Consider the following 16,703-nt stretch of genomic DNA (forward strand, 5'->3'; position numbering starts at 1 on the left):
TATTTATACGGGCCGTAGTTATTTGTTTAATTAAAAGCTAAACGTTACATTCGCATAAATAAAACGGCCATCTAGGCTGTATGGTGTAAAAGAACTGTAGCTAAATATCTGATTAAAATCAGTATAGCCAATATTACTTACGGTATCTTGCGGGTATTGGTCAAACAAATTGTTAGCACCTAAAGCCAGTTTCCATTGCTCAGTTGGACGATACGCCACTTCTAAATCTGTGATCCATTTAGCAGTAATAACTTCATCACCCTCAGCGCTACTTGAGGTATCAACCACTTCACCATAGCGTGTTGCACGAAGCGTGGTTTGTACATTTTCATAATCCCACGTTGCTGACAAATTCCATTTATCCGCTGGAGTGCCTTTTTCAAAACGGGTGATTTCACGGCGCGCAAAATACTCGTAGTCATCACCTAGGGCTTCAAGCTCAGGTGGATTTTCTTTTACATGGGTGACTTCAGTATCGTTAAAGTTAACTGCGGCGCTTAAGCGTAAATCACCATAGTGTTCTAAACCTAATGAATAGGTAGCAACAATATCAACACCTTGAGTGCGAGAATCGATAGCATTGGTAAAGTAGCGCACACTTTGGGTATTAAGTTCACCGGCTTGGACTAAAATAGCTTCGACCTCCGGCCCTTGCAGATTTTCTGATAACACAATGCGATCATCAATATCAATGCGGTATGCATCTAACGTTAAGCTAAAGTTACCTTCTGTGAAGATAAAACCGGCAGTCATGTTTACAGACTGTTCAGCATCAAGTTTACGAGCCCCTAATGCTTGTGCCGCAGGTTCATCAACAGGGAATAAGCCTACTTCACTTGGAACGCCGTTTTCAAATACCGTGCTGACTGATTTATAAGCGGTTTGAGCAAGCGAGGGTGCTCTAAAACCACTGCTGATAGCACCGCGTAGTGACAGAGAGTCATTAATACTATAGCGACTAGCAAGTTTTGCAGTAAAAGTGCTGCCAAAGTCGCTATAGTCTTCAAATCGACCCGCAAGTACGGCGTTCCAATCTTCGGTTAAGTAAGTATCAAATTCAGCAAATAGGGCAATATTATGGCGGCTTTGATCGGTAGCACTATCCGGTGAAAAACCAGCTAAAACTTGAGCGCCACCGGCAGCAACAGGCTCGCCTTGTGCGTCAAGTACCGTTATGTACGATGCTTGCTCACCGGCTTTAATTTGATAACTTTCATGGCGATACTCAGCGCCAATAGTTACAAATACATCGTCGGGTAGACCAAAGTCAAAAGAGTTACTCGCATCCATATTGACTAAGTATTGCTCGTAAACGAGTGAACCGTTATCAAACTCAGTAGGGCTATCTAAACCCATAGAGGTGTTTAAGCTATTACTAACACCTAAAGCAAAGTCATTAAGACCATAGTTAGTGCTGATATCCCATGTCCAATCATTGCTTTCACCATTGAGGCCAATAGCAAACGAGTAGTCATCTACATCGGTGTCTATTTGCGGTAAAAAGCCATCAGGGTAAACCTCGGTTAAATTACGCGAATCTTTCGCACGACGATAAAACCCGCCTGAGTTACCTTTACGATTTGAGTAACTGGCGAAAGAGTAAAGTGATAAGTCATCACTAAAGTCGTAGCCAAGATTATAAAATAGCGCGATATCTTCAACATCGGCTTTACCAAAGCGATGATTATAACGATCAAACGTCAGCTCTTTTGGATCAAGCGCACCGTTTTCATCACGACTATACTGTTCTCGCTCATCAATACCTGAGCGGTTTGTTGGCTCGTTGTTACGGGTTTCAATTGAGATATTGATAAAGCCATTGTCGGCAAATGAAAAGCCTGCATTGGCACTTGCAGTACGGGAAATACCGTCGCTAACGCGGCGGTCATCACCTTTAACAAAACCAAGCTTACCTTGCGAGTCGATGATTGTTTCTTTTAACTGTGCAGAGCCTGCCATTTGCGAATCATATTGACCATAGGTGTAGCTTACACTACCGCCTTCATCGGCATCTTTGAGCACAATATTGATCACCCCAGCAATGGCATCTGAGCCATATTGAGCAGCTGCACCATCGCGTAATACTTCGACGCGTTTAATCGCAGAGGTTGGAATATTATTTAAATCAACGGCCGTAGAGCCACGGCCAACGGTGCCGCCTAAATTCAATAAAGCGCCAGAGTGACGGCGTTTACCGTTAACGAGTACTAAGGTGTGATCGGGTGCTAGGCCACGTAATACCGCAGGCTTGGCATGATCAGTGCCATCAGCAAGGGTTGCACTTGGGTAGTTAAAGCTAGGTAATTGCGCTGCAAGCACTTGGCTTATTTCAAGCTGGCCTGTGGTGGCTAAGTCGCGGCTTGTTAATAAATCAACAGGAACTGTGCTTTCAGCGATACTGCGTAAACTGCGCCTGGTTCCGGTAACGGAAATAACTTCAATATCTTGTGCTGTTGTATCAGCTGTTTGCTCCACAGCGATTGCAGTCACTGAGGTAGCCAATGTACTTGCGATGGCAAGTTGCAAAGGTAGTTTGTTAAATAGTTTCATTGTTGATCCCGTGTTGTTGTCATACTTTTACGTAGTGTATAAAGCGTATTGGGAACAAACAAATAACATTAAAGTATAGTATATGTGTAACTAAAGGTATTTGTTAATATTGGTGGTTTCTTGTTAGTAAAGTGTTTGTTTATGCTTATGAGCTGACGCTGATTTTATTTCTGCCATCAGTTTTTGCTCTGTATAGCGCTGTATCGGCTGCGCATATAAGTGCTTCACAGGTACGATATTGATTATTAAATTCACAGGCAATACCTTGGCTAACACTAATCTTAACTTCTGGCGGTAAGCCAATATCTGTAAATGTCATGGCATTTATTTGTTGTTGAATATGTCTGGCAACAACGGTGGCACTGTCGCGATTGCAACGTGGCAGAATAACTGCGAATTCTTCACCGCCATATCTAGCAGCAAGACAATCCCTTGATGGTACACATTGTAAAATAACCTTGGCTATTTTTTGTAAGCACTTATCGCCTTTAATATGGCCGTAGGTATCATTAAATTTTTTAAAGTGATCAACATCAATTAATATACTACTCAATGGTTGGTGGCTTTGAATACTTTCTTGCCAGTATTGTTTTAATGATTCATCTAGCGTGAAGCGGTTAGCAAGTCCGGTTAAATGATCTGTAGATGCTTGTACTTTTAGTTTGTTATATATTGCTTTATGTATACTTAAATCATGTAATATACATACATACAGTTTTTGCGCAGACGCAATACTTGCTGGCATATTAGAAATTGATAAGTCGGCCTCAATTATATTGCCATCCGCTTTATTTATTTTTACTTCATTAGGACCAAAGTTAAGGCGAGTATCTTTTATATCTAACCAGTTTAGTAACGTATACATGTATTTATCACGGTCAGTTTGGTGTAAAAACTGTAGTAAGCTTTGCCCAATTAATGATTGTTGAGAGTCCCCCAAAAACTGTGCAGCCATTGGATTAACAAACTCAAACGTGCCTTGCTCATCGATAACAAAAATGCCTTCGGCGGTACCATTAAACAGTTCAATCAAGGCACCAAACTGTAAGTGAGAAAGACAGGCTGAAAGGGTTTTACCAATAGCAACTGATTGCTTATTTGCACTAAGTATTTGGTTATTGTTAGTTGTTTGCTTAGACACGTTTAATCCTTTACGCTTTGCTATACGTTTTTGGTGTCTATAAATTTACTTAAAAAAGTGCAAATAAACCTTCTGGTAACCTTCTGTTTTTAAGTTTTTGATTTTTATTGTTTTATTTTGAATTTACACAGGTTTTAACTAACCTGTGTAAAGTATTCGGGCGTTCTTAGCCTGCTTTAGTTAGGTTTTTTGTTATTCTCAACTTGCAGGTCGGCGCTTAAGCCTAACTCACGCAGATCAAACCTTGCTTGTTTTACTGTTGGCTCTTGCGTTAATTGTTGCACTAGTTGCTGAAGATTATCAGCGGCAGTTGTTACAACAACAATATCGCCTACGCGGTGTTTTAGCTGCAAGTCATAACGTGTTGCCAGGTTGGTAAAATAAGTTCTTCCCTATATAACGTTATTTAGTAATGAGTGGCGTTAAGGTGTTTTGTTTATAAAAAATTGCACAGGAATAAATCAGCCCTGTGCAATTTAAAAATCAATAATTAAGCGTTGTTAATTAAAGTTCTTTTTCATTCTTAATTTGAGGATCTGCGCTTTCATAGGCTTTGCCATTACATTCAACATTAAATATTAAACACGCTGTGCCTGGGTTTTCAGCGGTGTCAGTGATGGTGATTGCTTGGTGGTTATCGCTTAGTTTATGACTGAAGTCTTGAGCACAAGTGCCTACTTTGTCAGTGATTGTCGCCCCTGTGAAAAAAAAGCCTTGTTTAACTGTCAATGGATCTAACGTGTAAGTACCGGCGGTTTCGGTTCTTACCATACCGCCGCCAGTAACGTCTTTGCCATTTTTTTTGTAGCTAAAAATAGCCTCTTTTTTATCGTTAAGTTCAATATGTACTTGAAAGTCGACTTTTTCTAAGGTAATTGTCATGTTATTTCCTTTGTATTTAGGGTTATAGTGAAAAATTAGTAATACCTAAGTTAATTAGGCTTGTTTTGATTTCTGATATCTCGTTTTCTCTGTTTAAGCAGGTGTAAGCTTGAACTAGCGGATAAGTTATTTTTACGCTTTGGGTTGTGTTTACTTTTTCAGAAATGCTTTCAATAGTTTTTAAACAAAATTTAGCTCGCAGTTTATTCGTTGCAGCTAATTTTGCTTTAATTAAATTTATCCGTGTAAGTATTAAGCCATCCCTTATTTTCACTTGATTGGCTATGTGCAGTTTATAATTTTCATCATTCTCAAGTATCGTTAATAACTGTAGAGCTTTAAGCGGTGAATTTCTATCAATAAAATAGTGAATGAGGCTTGCTTGTGTATTTATGGTAAATGTATCTTCAAAACCTTGATTTTCAATAAAGTTAATAATTTCACTCACTCGTTCATTAATATTTTTATCACCTGAAAGCATCAATTGATACGCTAAAAAGCGATAGTAAGAAAGTTGAAATTTGTTGTTTTTTGGATCCTGTAATCGAGCGTTATTAATTGTAGTAGTGGCTTTCTGTGCTTTATTGTAGGCGCGTAGTTTACTAGGTAGGTAGCTCAAAAGGTAGCTTTGTTGCATATAATTATGGGCTAAGTCATTAAATAAACTAGCGTCATTTGGGTAGTTAATAAGCATATTATTTAATTCTTTCGATGCACTTTCTAACATAGTTAATGCGGCATTAAAATTACCTAAGTTCTCTTCATTTTTTGCTAACCAGCTTATGGTATCTGCTCTGTCTCTTAATAAATTTTTGTTATTGGGTTGCAGCTCAAGGGCTTTATTTTTGAGTGCGAGCGACTCTGTAAAGCGTTGTTTCGCGCCAGTGTAGTTAAATTGCTCTAAATACAATGAGCCCAATGAGTTATGTGAATATGACAGCTCCATAATCGTATTAAAATCATTCGGTGCTAATGAATACATTTTCTCGCTGTAGGCATGATATTTTTTTAATAATGGCTCGGCAGCAGCGTAATTACTTTTATCATAATGAAGCTGGCCGAGCCAAAAGGCATTGGCACCGGCAAGGGTTAATAGTTCTAGATTGTCTGGCTGTATTTTTAATAATGTTTCAAGGCGAGTGCGGGCGTTTTCAAAGGCGGTGAAAGCTTCGTCGGTTTTGCCGCGGGAATAGGCCACTTCCCCCATAGCCTCAAGAGTTTGTGCGTACTGAAAGCGGTTGTTAAATTCGGCTTTTTGGTCTGTAAAGCTAAAGAGAGAGTTGCCCTCATCAGCTTGATTAGTAAAATACTCCAGCGCTTTATTGCTAATACCATCGAGCAAATCCATACGTTTAACGCTACGCAGTTTATCGGCAAATTCACCCACCATAAAACCGAGTAGGCCCTCTGCTTCTAAGCGTTTTTGTTGGGCTATTTGCTCGGCATGGTAACTGCGCACGCTCATAAAGCTGGCTATAAAACTGAGTAAAATAAGCGCGACAGCGGTGGCTTGTAACACTGTTTTTTTGCGTTTTGCTCGGCTGTTTGATGCCTTTATTAAACTCAGCTCAGCAGATGAGAGGCTAAACATAGCGTTATTAGCTAGGCTTTGCGCTTCTTGTAACGGCTTGCCTTGGGCTAGTAAAAAGTCGGCATGTTTTTGCTCGTTTAACCAACGCTCGGTTGCGATTTGTAAGCGACTTTTAATGGCTAAACTTTGTTGATGTTCACTTACCCACGCTATCGCGCGTTGCCAGTGACGCAGTAGCGCCTCGTGGGCTAAACTAAAACAGGCTTGTTCATTTTTAAGATGTGATACAAATAAGCGATTGTCGACCATGGCCTGTACCAGCTGTGTTTGCGCTGGATTGTTAAGTTCATTCCAGCGAGCAGCTCTGCTAGTTAAAGTTTCGCCGTCTGCATTTAAGGTAATAAGTTTTGATAAAATAAAGTTCAGCTGAGCTTGTTGTTTGTCAGGTAACTGGCTAAAGACTTGTTCGGCTTTTTTACCGATCGCGCCTTCAATACCGCCCAAGGCTTGGTATTCAGATACCAGTAGTTCATCGTTTTCGCTGCGTTGAATGTAAAGCTGCTGCAAAGTGTATTGCAACATTGGCAGGGCATCGGGATTATTGGCGGTGTCGTTACAGAGCATTTCATCCAGTGGTGTTTGGTGCTCAGGGTCAAGCTGCCAGTTAAGCCCAGCGGCTAAGGCTGGTAAGCGGATCATTTGCTTTAATTCAGAGCGAGTTGGCGGCAGTAAGTCAAAATGGGCGCCATTGGCTTTACCAGCCATTAAACTTGGTTGATTGACCACTTGCGGGTAAAAGTCATTACGACAGGCGCTAAAAATAATCATGCAGCCGCTGGTAGCGAGTTGCTCAATAACCGTTAAAAAGTTGCTGCGCTCTTGCTCGCTAAATACCGGCGACGACAGTAATACTTCAAGGCGGTCGATAAATAAAAATAAATACGCTTTTATATGGGTTGTTTGGCTTTGCTTTAAAGCGGTTTGGCAACGCTCAATAACTTGCTCAGGCGCTGAGAGTAATAACTCACTGAGGGAGTCGGCACTGATATTCGTTAAAACTGGCGCATCGTTGATTTCTAAATCAAGCAAAGTAGAGGCTAGATCGAGTATTAACCGTTCTTTACTTACGTCTGCAAAGTCGAGCAAGCAGTAAGACTCAGCGCGAAAACCATCAAAGCCTGCTTCACTCATTAGTGCAGGTAATACACCAGCATTGACCAGTGATGACTTACCAGAGCCACTGGAGCCGAGCAATAAGCAAAATGCGCGGCCATAATTAATTTGCGCAGATACGCGTTGTAATAGTGTGTTTATTTGTTTGCTGCGGCCAAAAAACACCGCAGCTTCATTGGCGGAAAACGCGCTTAAGCCAACAAATGGCGAATCACCTTGCCACTTACTATGGCTGGCTTTTTGTTCGTCATCGAGAGGGAGCGCTATGTTGGCGATAACGCGGTAGCCGCGCTTGCGGATTGTCTCTATGTATTGCGGATCACTGGCTTTGTCGTCAAATGCTTTACGTAATTGCGTGATGACTTTGTGTAGGGGATTATCGCCCACTGCAACAGTGCGCCAACAGTGGTTAAGGATCTCTTCACTGCTAACTAACTCTCCTTGTTTTTCGCATAATAACAATAAAACATCCATCGCTTTGGGCTCAAGTTGTTTGACTTGCGTGCCTCGTCGTAAGCTATTGGTGGCAGGTGTTACTTGCCATTCACCGACAAAGAAAACAGGTTTACTCATGCAGGGCTCATCATTGTTATTGTTAAAATTGAGATTACTTCAACAGGTTTTTTTATCCTACTGCAAGCAATAAATTAATACAATATTCTGAGTTAAATGTTAAAAAGCTTCATTAAACAGTTACAGTACAAGCGGTGTCTTATTTACGTTACTTTATGTAAAGCTTGCTTGACTTTATTGTGAGCCTCAATAATACTTAGTCAAGTTTACTTGACTAAAAAGGCGAGAGCATGAAACAACAAACAGGATTAACATTCAAACAACGTAACAAACTAAACACAGTTTATTTAGCAAAGTGGACTCTGGCATGGGTTTTAACTTTGGCGCTTGCGTCATTCGGGCCATTGTTGCTGTGGGGCGAGCAGAATACGCTACTTAGTATAGTGGCAATTATGGTCAATGTTTGCGCAGGTATTATGATGATTATGGCAAATAAACGCCATTTAGCTGGCTTAGATGAATTGCAGCAACGGTTACATTTAAATGCGATGGCGATTACCTTAGGAGGGAGTTTAGTATTTGGTTTAGCATACTCGGTATTACAAACCAGCGGGGTAATTTCGTTTCGACAAGGGATTTCCCATTTAGTGATGTTTATGGGGATAACTTATTTAGTGTGTGTCGTAGTGATGAATAAACAACTTGGCGCTGAGGACGAAGAATGAAAAACCGCCTTAAAGTATTGCGCGCGGAGCATGACCTTACTCAGGCAAAATTAGCGGAGCTACTTGATGTATCAAGGCAAACGGTGAATGCTATCGAAAAAGGCAAGTTTGATCCTAGTTTGCCTTTAGCGTTTAAAGCTGCTCGGTTATTTAAATTAAAAATTGAAGATATTTTTCAAGATGAACAAGTATAAATTTGACTCTCTGTGCACTTAAAGTGCACAGAGAGTCGTGTTGTTTATGGGGTAACTAGTTGCGGTTTTTGTTTACTCATTTGCAATGCACTCAGTAACCACATAATAAATCCACCAGCAAATAATACTGCGGCGACATAGCCGGTTTGATTTGGTTGCGCGCCTTGTGCAATGGCTAAGCCGCCAACCCAAGGACCAATTGCATTGGCAGTATTGAATGCGCATTGTACAAGTGCGCCAATCATTGCGTGCCCATGGGGCGAGACATCCATCAACATAGTTTGGATAACGGTGCCAAGTCCGACACTAAAACCGATAAAAAATATAACCGCATAAAGTAACCAAATGTTATGGCTTGCCATGACATAAGTTGCAGCAAAAACGATTGCGCCGACAAGTGCTATACCGGTGGTTTTAAGGGGCGAATGATCTGCCGCCTTACCTAAAATATAGTTGCCCAGCGTACAACCAATACCGAACATAACCATCGCAATAGATATGGTGTAGGCTGGTGTGTGGGTGACCACTAAAATTGTATCGGCAATATAAGTATAAATGCAAAATACCCCGCCAAAGCCAACAATAATGATGCCTAAAATTGACCAAACCAGCTTGTTTTTCAGTACGCTTAACTCGCTTAATAACGACGAAGGGGCTGAATTTTTGGTGTTTGGTATGAACTTTACAATTAGAATTAACGCGACAAGTGCCAGCACTGCGGTGCCCGCTAAACAATAACGCCAGCTAAAATTTTGACCGACTAAAGTAACCATAGGCACGCCAACAATCGTTGCAATGGTAAGGCCCATAAATACTTTAGACATAAAGCTGGCGCGTTTATTGGCAGGTGCTATATCTGCAGCTAATAAAATGGCAACAGCAAAATAAGCGCCGTGGGGTAAGCCACTTAAAAAGCGAAATAATATAAGCTGCTCTAATGAATTAGCAAATGCGCTTAAGCCGTTAAATATAAACATCATCGACACAAATAATAGCAAAGCATTACGTTTGCGCATGTTTGCTGTGGTGATCATAAAAAACGGTGCACCGATCACTACGCCAATCGCATAGGCGCTAATGGTATAACCGCTTTGTGCTGGTGTTGAGGCAAATGTTTCGCTGAATAATGGCAGCATCGGCATCATCGAAAATTCCGATAACCCTAAAATAAAAGTACCCAGTGCAAGTACTAACAAAATAGCGGTAGTGCTTAGCGTATTGTTCACGACGCTAGGTTCAGGTGACATAGATAACCCTTGTAAAAAGACTGACGACAAAATATGAATGATTTATTTAATAAAAAGCAGGAAACTGCAATTTTGAAGAATGAATTAAACCGCAATTGTATGATAAAAATAAGTCAGCGTCTTGCACTAAAAGCAGTGTATTTAGGGCAGAAAATACAATTTTAGCTTACAGCGTTTTTGGCTGAATAGGAACGTTCTAATTTTCAATGACTTGATATGAACACTTTGGTTATTAAGCGATATGCTGATGAAAAATAAATTTGCAGTGGTCGTGGCTATTTTGTGTTTTTAGTGTTTTAACAGCCTTTTAAAGTTATAAGCGTGTTTAAGATAAGGGCAATAAACATCGAGTAAGGGCTTGGGGTGCGACAATTTGTCGCGTGTTCAGTGCTGTCGTCAAGTTATATACTTTGCTCATCTTAAACCTGTTGTAATTAAAGAATAAAATGAGCAACCACAATTCAGTTATCAATTCACGTTATGCACTTTCTCCGTTAGCACTTTGCATAGCGAGTTTAGTCTCTCCTTATGTACTTGCTGATGATTCAATTGAAGTGATTGAAGTTCAAGGCCAAAACGTTAACAGTCATGCAAATTTAGGTTCTGCTGAACAGCTTTTAACTGAGTTGGGGGTAGATTTTTCTGCGGCAGGTGGCGTCTCTAGTTTACCTATATTAAATGGCATGATGGGCGATAGAGTTAAAGTACTGGTCGATGGTGCAGATATTACCGCGGCCTGTGGCAATCAAATGAATCCGCCTTTGTCGTATATTTCAGCTAATCAGCTATCGTCTTATCAAGTGGTTGCAGGTATTTCGCCAGTAAGCGCTGGTGGCGATAACATTGCCGGCGTCATTGTAGTAAACACCATTGCCCCGCAATATGGTGAAAGTGATAAGTTAGCGTGGCATTCTGGTTATGTGTCGGCGCAGTATCGCAGTGTAAGCAATGCGCAAGCGGTAGGTGTTGGCGCACGACTTGCCAGTGACAGCTTTAGTTTAAATTATCAAGGTGCCTTTGAAGACGCTGATAGTTATGATGATGGTAACGGTGATTTAGTATTAGATACTCTATATCGTGTGCAAAATCATGCATTAACTGCAGCGCTACGAGATGAAAAACAACAGTTAGTGGTTAAATTAATGCATCAAAAAATACCGTTTCAGGGCTTTGCTAATCAATATATGGATATGACGGATAATACTAGTTATGGTTTAGTCACTCAGTATAAACGCCAGCTTGACAGCGGTGAGTTTCAAGCGCAAATAAACTTTAACGATGTAAAGCACGAAATGGGTTTTTTCAGCGCTGAAAAAACCGGCATGATGCCGATGAATACCGACGCACAAGATATCAGCTATCAACTTAATTGGCGTTTAAACCTTGATGCTGACACAGTATTACTGCTTGGCCAAGAATACTATGGTTACCGCATTGATGATTGGTGGCCTGCCCTTGAAGGCTCAATGATGATGGGGCCTAACGACTATGTAAATATTAATGACGGTGAACGCGACCGCTACACTGGTTTTGTTGAGCTGCAAAAGCAGCTAAATAACAACTGGTGGGTCTCTGCTGGTACGCGTATTGAATATGTGCAAACTAATGCAGGCGAAGTGCAGCCATATTCAGACATGACCATGGGCGATGGCATGAATGGCATGTCAGGTATGGGTAATATGCCAGCAATGAATATGACAGATCCAAACCAAGATGCGGCAAAAGAATTTAATGCCATGGATCGCGCGCGCAGTGACACGCTTGTGGATGCCAGCCTATTATTACGCTACCAAATTAGTAATGAAGATGAACTACAATTTGGCTTAGCACGTAAAAATCGCGCGCCTAATTTATATGAACGTTATAGCTGGGGTGTCAGCACCATGTCGACCAATATGATTGGTTGGTTTGGTGATGGTAATGGTTATATTGGTAACCCAGACTTAGCAGCCGAAACCGCGCATACCATCAGCACCAGTTACACTAAATCGGCAAAAGATGGTCAGTGGCAACTCACAGCCAATGCTTGGTATACCCAAGTAAATGATTATATTGATGTTACTGTTGTTGGCAGCACTAACCGTACTGATATGTCAGTAACACAACGTAATACCTTACAATTTACCAATTTAGACGCCACACTTTATGGTACTAAGCTTGAAGGTATTATCCGTGTTGTTGATAGTAAAAATGCAGGTACATGGGATCTAACAGCCGCGCTTACTAGCACCCGTGGCGAGCGTGATGACAGTGATGATCCGTTATATCAAATAATGCCATTGCACAGCAAAATAGCCCTTGAGCAACAACTCGGTAAATGGCAAAACTCATTAAGCTGGCAGTGGGTAGATAGCAAAACGCGCGTTGATCCGCGTCGTATTGAAAATCTAACAGGCAACTATAGCTTAGTGAATCTAACAACCAAGGCGACATGGGATAAGCTAACCATTAGGTTGGCAATTACTAACTTACTTGATCAATACTATCAACAGCCGTTAGGCGGAGTCAGTATTGCTGATTTTAAAACTGATATGAGCCAAGGCTTCAGCCAATTAGCAGGACAAGGGCGATCGGTTAATGCCGGTATCAGCTATGCGTTTTAAGTAATTTACCTAAAGTTAGCCATGATGCTCACCATGGCTACCTTACTGCTGATGACAAAAATTTATAAACTGCGCCAGCAACGGGGTTTTATATTTGTCTTTATGCATTACTAACCAAAATTGCCTTTGCATGGAGTGGTTTAAATTAAGTTTTGTAACGCGGCCATCTTTTAAAGCGTAGTGAGCGGCTAATGAGGATAAACACCCCAGCCCTAACCCTTCAGCAACGCAATTGATCAGTGCCTCTGTTGTGTTGAGTTCAAAACTTTGACTCCAATTATCGATATGCGTAGCGAGGTTTTGTAAAAAGAATGAGCGTGAACCAGAGCCAGCTTCCCTCAATACCCATTCGCTGTTTGTTAAATCATTAAAACTAAGCTGTGATTTTGCAGCTAAAGGGTGGGATAGCGGTGCAATAATACACATAGAGTCTTGGCTAAACACGGTTGAGACTAAGTCGCTCTGCTGGGCTTGGCCTTCTATTAGCGCAATATCGAGCTCAAAATCGCGCAGTTTTTGACAAATAAGCTCAGAATTTGAAATAAAAACCTGCTGAGAATAATGCTGCTGTTGTTGGCGAAATCCACTGAGTATAGAGGGCAAAACATGATTACCAATGGTATCGCTGGCACCTATTTTTAACGTGCCGCTGGCTTTTGCTTGGGGCGAAAAAAGCACCTTAATATCATTTGCTCTGTGTAGTAACTCATCGGCAAGAGGCAGTAATTTTTGCCCTTCTTGATTTAAAATTAAGCGATGATTAACCCGGTCAAACAGTGGATGGCCTAATTGCTTTTCAAGCTCGCTAAGCGCCATACTGAGTGCTGCTTTAGACAAGTAAAGCCGCTCTGAGGCTGCGCTAAGCGTTGCATGCTGGGTAATACCTACAAACACTTTAAGTTGTTTAAGAGAAATATTCATGAGCTTGACGTTTAGTTTTTATGAACATGTGTTCTATATAATTAGATTTAACTAAACAAAATGCAAGATTAAACTTCTTTATAAGACAAACAGTGAATGTGGAGTAGAGAATGTTTAAGTGTATAAAAGCCAAAGTAATAACTGCACCCACCCCAATGGGGGGATTAGCATTAGGCATAGCCAGCCTTGGTTGGGCTTGGGAAAATATGTTTAATGTAAATGGCGCAGCGCAATACACAGGGGCGGCAATTGCGAGCGTATTATTGTTAATACTTGGCTTAAAATTTTTACTGCACCCGCAATTACTAAAAGCCGATTTAGCGCACCCGGTTGTAGGTAGTGTGGTGCCTACTTTTGCTATGGCAACTTTGGTGGTATCTAATTCGTTAGGGCATTTTAACTCCTTAGCAGGGGATGTGCTTTGGGTAGGCGCATTTTTATTGCACTTGGGATTTTTACTGAGCTTTATCCTTCATCGTGTTGGTGAATTTAAAATTGAGCACATGGTGCCAAGTTGGTTTGTACCACCGGTGGGGATTATTGTTGCCGATGTAGCGTTCTCGGGTAACCCAGCACTGCTTTTTTTAGCACAAGGGGCACTTTATTTTGGCATGTTAATGTACGCAGTCATGTTGCCGTTAATGATTTACCGGATAATATTTGCTGAGCACATTCCTGATGCTGCACAGCCCACATTGGCTATCTTAGCGGCGCCGGCAAGCTTATCATTGGCGGGGTATTTCACTGTAGTGACCCAGCCGTCGCCCGTGATAATAGGGGGGTTATTTGGTATTGCCATACTAATGACATTAATTATTTATACGGCATTTTTTAAATTACTACGACGCACGTTTTGCCCAGGATTTGCTGCATTTACTTTTCCCATGGTTATTGGTGCTACGGCGTTATTTAAACTCGCGGATTGGATGCTAACTATGAATGTTGATGTGCAGTTTATCAAGCAAATACATCATTTAGCGGTCGTTGAATTGCTAGTAGCAAGCGCTGTGGTGAGCTATGTCGCGATCCGTTATATGCATTATTTTAGCCCCTTGGCTTTAAAGCGGCTAGAGGAAAGGAAATTATAATAGGTGGAATATAGAACGAAGAGGCAATAATTAGATTTTGCCTCTGCGGTTAATTATTATTTTAGCGACAGTTAAAAAGAGCCCAAAGGGCTCTTAACTGGGGGAATTAATAAGGATTGGTGGGTGAATAGAAATTGCCGTTGTTACCATTAATGCTCACGTCTAGTTGCACACTATTATGAGCGTGGTTAACCACATTGTAGTTATCGCCAGTCAGTAGTTTTATTCTATTAACATCTTGATAGTTAACGGGGCTACCGCATTGCAATGTCACTCTTTGCGTATTAGCTGTTTCTTTAAAGATGTAAACTTCATTGCTGCCGTCAACAACACCTGCACCAGAGGCATCGATGAACAGTGAGGTGGCTTCACTGGCTGCAATAGAAAAGTACTGATTGCTGTGATGGCCTAAAGACACGATGGCGCGCCCCATTCTGTCACGTTCTTGGAAGTGCGTATCGGTTAAGCTGTTATCTAATACAGGAACGTCGATAAAGCGACTGCTGAAGTTAAGTGTTTCATGACAAAAATCAGTAACCACTTCATCGGACACTGCGCCGGCAACGCCATCTGGGTCGTACACACTGTTTGCCATTAATGCCATGCCGGCAGACGTTCCGCCAACGACACCACCTTTATCAAAAACATGTTGCACAGCGGTTTGTACTTTTGTGCCTTGCCATTGATTAAGATAATCTGATTGGTCACCGCCTGCAATCCAGACAAACTCGGCGCTGCGGATAGCCCAGTCAACATAGTCATCATTCGCTTTGTTGCGAGTATCAATGATCAGTGTTTCTACTGAGTCGGCATTCATTAAGTTCAATAAATAATCGTTGTAGGCGTCAGTACCTGAGGTTCTAAGCACAACAACATCGGCACCGCTGCCAACATGGTTGGCAACGCGATTACTAAATGCTTGATCAACATCACTACCACCGCCCATCAGTAATACAGCACCTTGATCAGCTGTTAATGTGTTGCATGAATCAGCACTGCCACCTTGTAAATATGCTTGTAATGAACCTGGCTTTGCAGGGCGAGAGCTATAGCCACAATCACCGCTGCCACTTCCTCCACCGGTGTTACTACCTTCACCAAAATTGACCGTTAAATCGTACCAGCCCGTACCCGAGTAACGCGTTACTTTTACATAATAAGTACTCGTTGCTTGTGCAGTATAACTGCCTGTTTCTGGTACATTGCTAGTTGCCCCTTCGGCAACAGCAGCTCCTGTTTCTTGGTATAATGCCCAGTCAAAATCGTCGTTAGCGTTGTGGTCAAGGTTGACCTCAATAGGCCCGACTTGAGTTACTTCAAAGCTAAACCAATCAGTATCATTGCGACTCAACGAGCCTGCAACGGTGGTATTACTACAAAGTGGGGTATTTGCATTGCTTTCAGTGTCGTTTGCTTCAACTTCGTTTGTTAAGCAAGCATTGCTTGGAAACGAAAAAAACATGCACGCGGCTAGTGATCCATTAAGAATTGAGAGTTTTCTTTTCATTATTGTTACCTGAATTTTAATTACATAGAAGCCTTCCTACTACGAGGCATTATTGTTTTTAAATTATTCAGGTTTTTTTATTCGTCGAACCATTCACTTAAATGATAGTTGACAGAACATTCTTGAGGAGCACTAGGAGCGATAATAAATAGTTTGTTCATTTATGCCTCCTAAGTGATTATTGGTGTGTTTCAGCATTATTGCTGAATACTAAATATTACATTCAGAGGTTTTATTTGCAACTATTTATTAACTTTTATTTCACTTTAATCTCAAGTTTTTGTTTTTATTGATTTATCAACACGCTTCATGGTTTAAAGTGTCTATTTGCTGTTCTTGAGCCAGTAGTGCCAATCTTTCACGTTCAGCTTTAGACACATAAGCAGGCTTATTACTTTTATGTAATTTTGCATTTGCGCGCTTATCTTTGTTATTAAACTTTGTAACGATTTTCTTTCTGCGATTCATCGGGGTGGCTTATACGCTTAAAAATGGTGGCATAGTATACAGCGTAATAAGTACTATAAGCTATCGAATTATTTACTGGTTAGAAAATAGCCGCGATGGCAGTGACAAAGCTGGCATCATGATCACCAACAGCGTTACACTTAGGGCTTAATTTGGTCTT

At 41.1% G+C, this 16,703-nt stretch carries 13 protein-coding genes; 4 read left to right on the plus strand and 9 right to left on the minus strand.

Annotated features, from left to right (window positions below):
* Positions 1 to 30: 30 nt before the first annotated feature.
* The 5 genes from ENH88_RS17880 to ENH88_RS17900 form a co-directional block, all read right to left on the minus strand.
* Positions 31 to 2,550, minus strand: a complete 2,520-nt coding sequence (locus ENH88_RS17880) for a TonB-dependent receptor plug domain-containing protein (RefSeq protein WP_304184317.1) — start codon at positions 2,548 to 2,550, stop codon at positions 31 to 33.
* A 145-nt stretch (positions 2,551 to 2,695) separates the two neighbouring features.
* On the minus strand, positions 2,696 to 3,631 hold the full coding sequence (locus ENH88_RS17885; protein WP_414704861.1) for a GGDEF domain-containing protein: 936 nt from the start codon (positions 3,629 to 3,631) through the stop codon (positions 2,696 to 2,698).
* Between the two features lie 236 nt (positions 3,632 to 3,867).
* Positions 3,868 to 4,044, minus strand: coding sequence for a hypothetical protein (locus ENH88_RS17890; RefSeq protein ID WP_414704860.1), 177 nt, complete (start codon positions 4,042 to 4,044; stop codon positions 3,868 to 3,870).
* Between the two features lie 151 nt (positions 4,045 to 4,195).
* Complete coding sequence (locus tag ENH88_RS17895; RefSeq protein ID WP_304184321.1) at positions 4,196 to 4,573, minus strand: DP-EP family protein; 378 nt, start codon at positions 4,571 to 4,573, stop codon at positions 4,196 to 4,198.
* A gap of 22 nt (positions 4,574 to 4,595) precedes the next feature.
* A complete protein-coding gene (locus tag ENH88_RS17900; protein ID WP_304184323.1) occupies positions 4,596 to 7,850 on the minus strand; it encodes a winged helix-turn-helix domain-containing protein in 3,255 nt (1,084 codons plus the stop codon).
* A 230-nt stretch (positions 7,851 to 8,080) separates the two neighbouring features.
* On the opposite strand from ENH88_RS17900, the gene ENH88_RS17905 reads away from it, so the two are divergent.
* Both ENH88_RS17905 and ENH88_RS17910 read left to right on the plus strand, forming a co-directional pair.
* Positions 8,081 to 8,515, plus strand: a complete 435-nt coding sequence (locus ENH88_RS17905; RefSeq protein ID WP_304184326.1) for a hypothetical protein — start codon at positions 8,081 to 8,083, stop codon at positions 8,513 to 8,515.
* Positions 8,512 to 8,709 carry a helix-turn-helix transcriptional regulator gene (locus ENH88_RS17910; protein WP_304184328.1) on the plus strand — a complete coding sequence of 66 codons (198 nt, stop codon included), beginning with the start codon at positions 8,512 to 8,514 and terminating at the stop codon, positions 8,707 to 8,709. The genes ENH88_RS17905 and ENH88_RS17910 overlap by 4 nt, the downstream gene beginning before the upstream one ends.
* A gap of 44 nt (positions 8,710 to 8,753) precedes the next feature.
* Here ENH88_RS17910 and ENH88_RS17915 read toward each other — a convergent pair whose 3' ends face one another.
* On the minus strand, positions 8,754 to 9,956 hold the full coding sequence (locus ENH88_RS17915) for an MFS transporter (protein ID WP_304184330.1): 1,203 nt from the start codon (positions 9,954 to 9,956) through the stop codon (positions 8,754 to 8,756).
* Between the two features lie 446 nt (positions 9,957 to 10,402).
* On the opposite strand from ENH88_RS17915, the gene ENH88_RS17920 reads away from it, so the two are divergent.
* Positions 10,403 to 12,559, plus strand: a complete 2,157-nt coding sequence (locus ENH88_RS17920; protein ID WP_304184332.1) for a TonB-dependent receptor — start codon at positions 10,403 to 10,405, stop codon at positions 12,557 to 12,559.
* A gap of 42 nt (positions 12,560 to 12,601) precedes the next feature.
* Here ENH88_RS17920 and ENH88_RS17925 read toward each other — a convergent pair whose 3' ends face one another.
* Positions 12,602 to 13,480 (minus strand): LysR family transcriptional regulator, encoded by an 879-nt coding sequence (locus ENH88_RS17925; protein ID WP_304184334.1) that lies wholly within the window; start codon positions 13,478 to 13,480, stop codon positions 12,602 to 12,604.
* 110 nt (positions 13,481 to 13,590) lie between these two features.
* Here ENH88_RS17925 and ENH88_RS17930 point away from each other — a divergent pair, with 110 nt between their 5' ends.
* Positions 13,591 to 14,568 (plus strand): TDT family transporter, encoded by a 978-nt coding sequence (locus tag ENH88_RS17930; protein WP_304184336.1) that lies wholly within the window; start codon positions 13,591 to 13,593, stop codon positions 14,566 to 14,568.
* A 106-nt stretch (positions 14,569 to 14,674) separates the two neighbouring features.
* Here ENH88_RS17930 and ENH88_RS17935 read toward each other — a convergent pair whose 3' ends face one another.
* Entirely contained in the window at positions 14,675 to 16,075 is a 1,401-nt protein-coding gene (locus ENH88_RS17935; protein ID WP_304184338.1) for a Type 1 glutamine amidotransferase-like domain-containing protein, read from the minus strand.
* A gap of 297 nt (positions 16,076 to 16,372) precedes the next feature.
* On the minus strand, positions 16,373 to 16,543 hold the full coding sequence (locus ENH88_RS17940; protein ID WP_304184340.1) for a DUF2986 domain-containing protein: 171 nt from the start codon (positions 16,541 to 16,543) through the stop codon (positions 16,373 to 16,375).
* Positions 16,544 to 16,703 lie beyond the last annotated feature (160 nt).

The sequence above is a fragment of the Pseudoalteromonas prydzensis genome (assembly GCF_011050055.1).
Taxonomy (GTDB): Bacteria; Pseudomonadota; Gammaproteobacteria; order Enterobacterales; family Alteromonadaceae; genus Pseudoalteromonas; species Pseudoalteromonas prydzensis_A.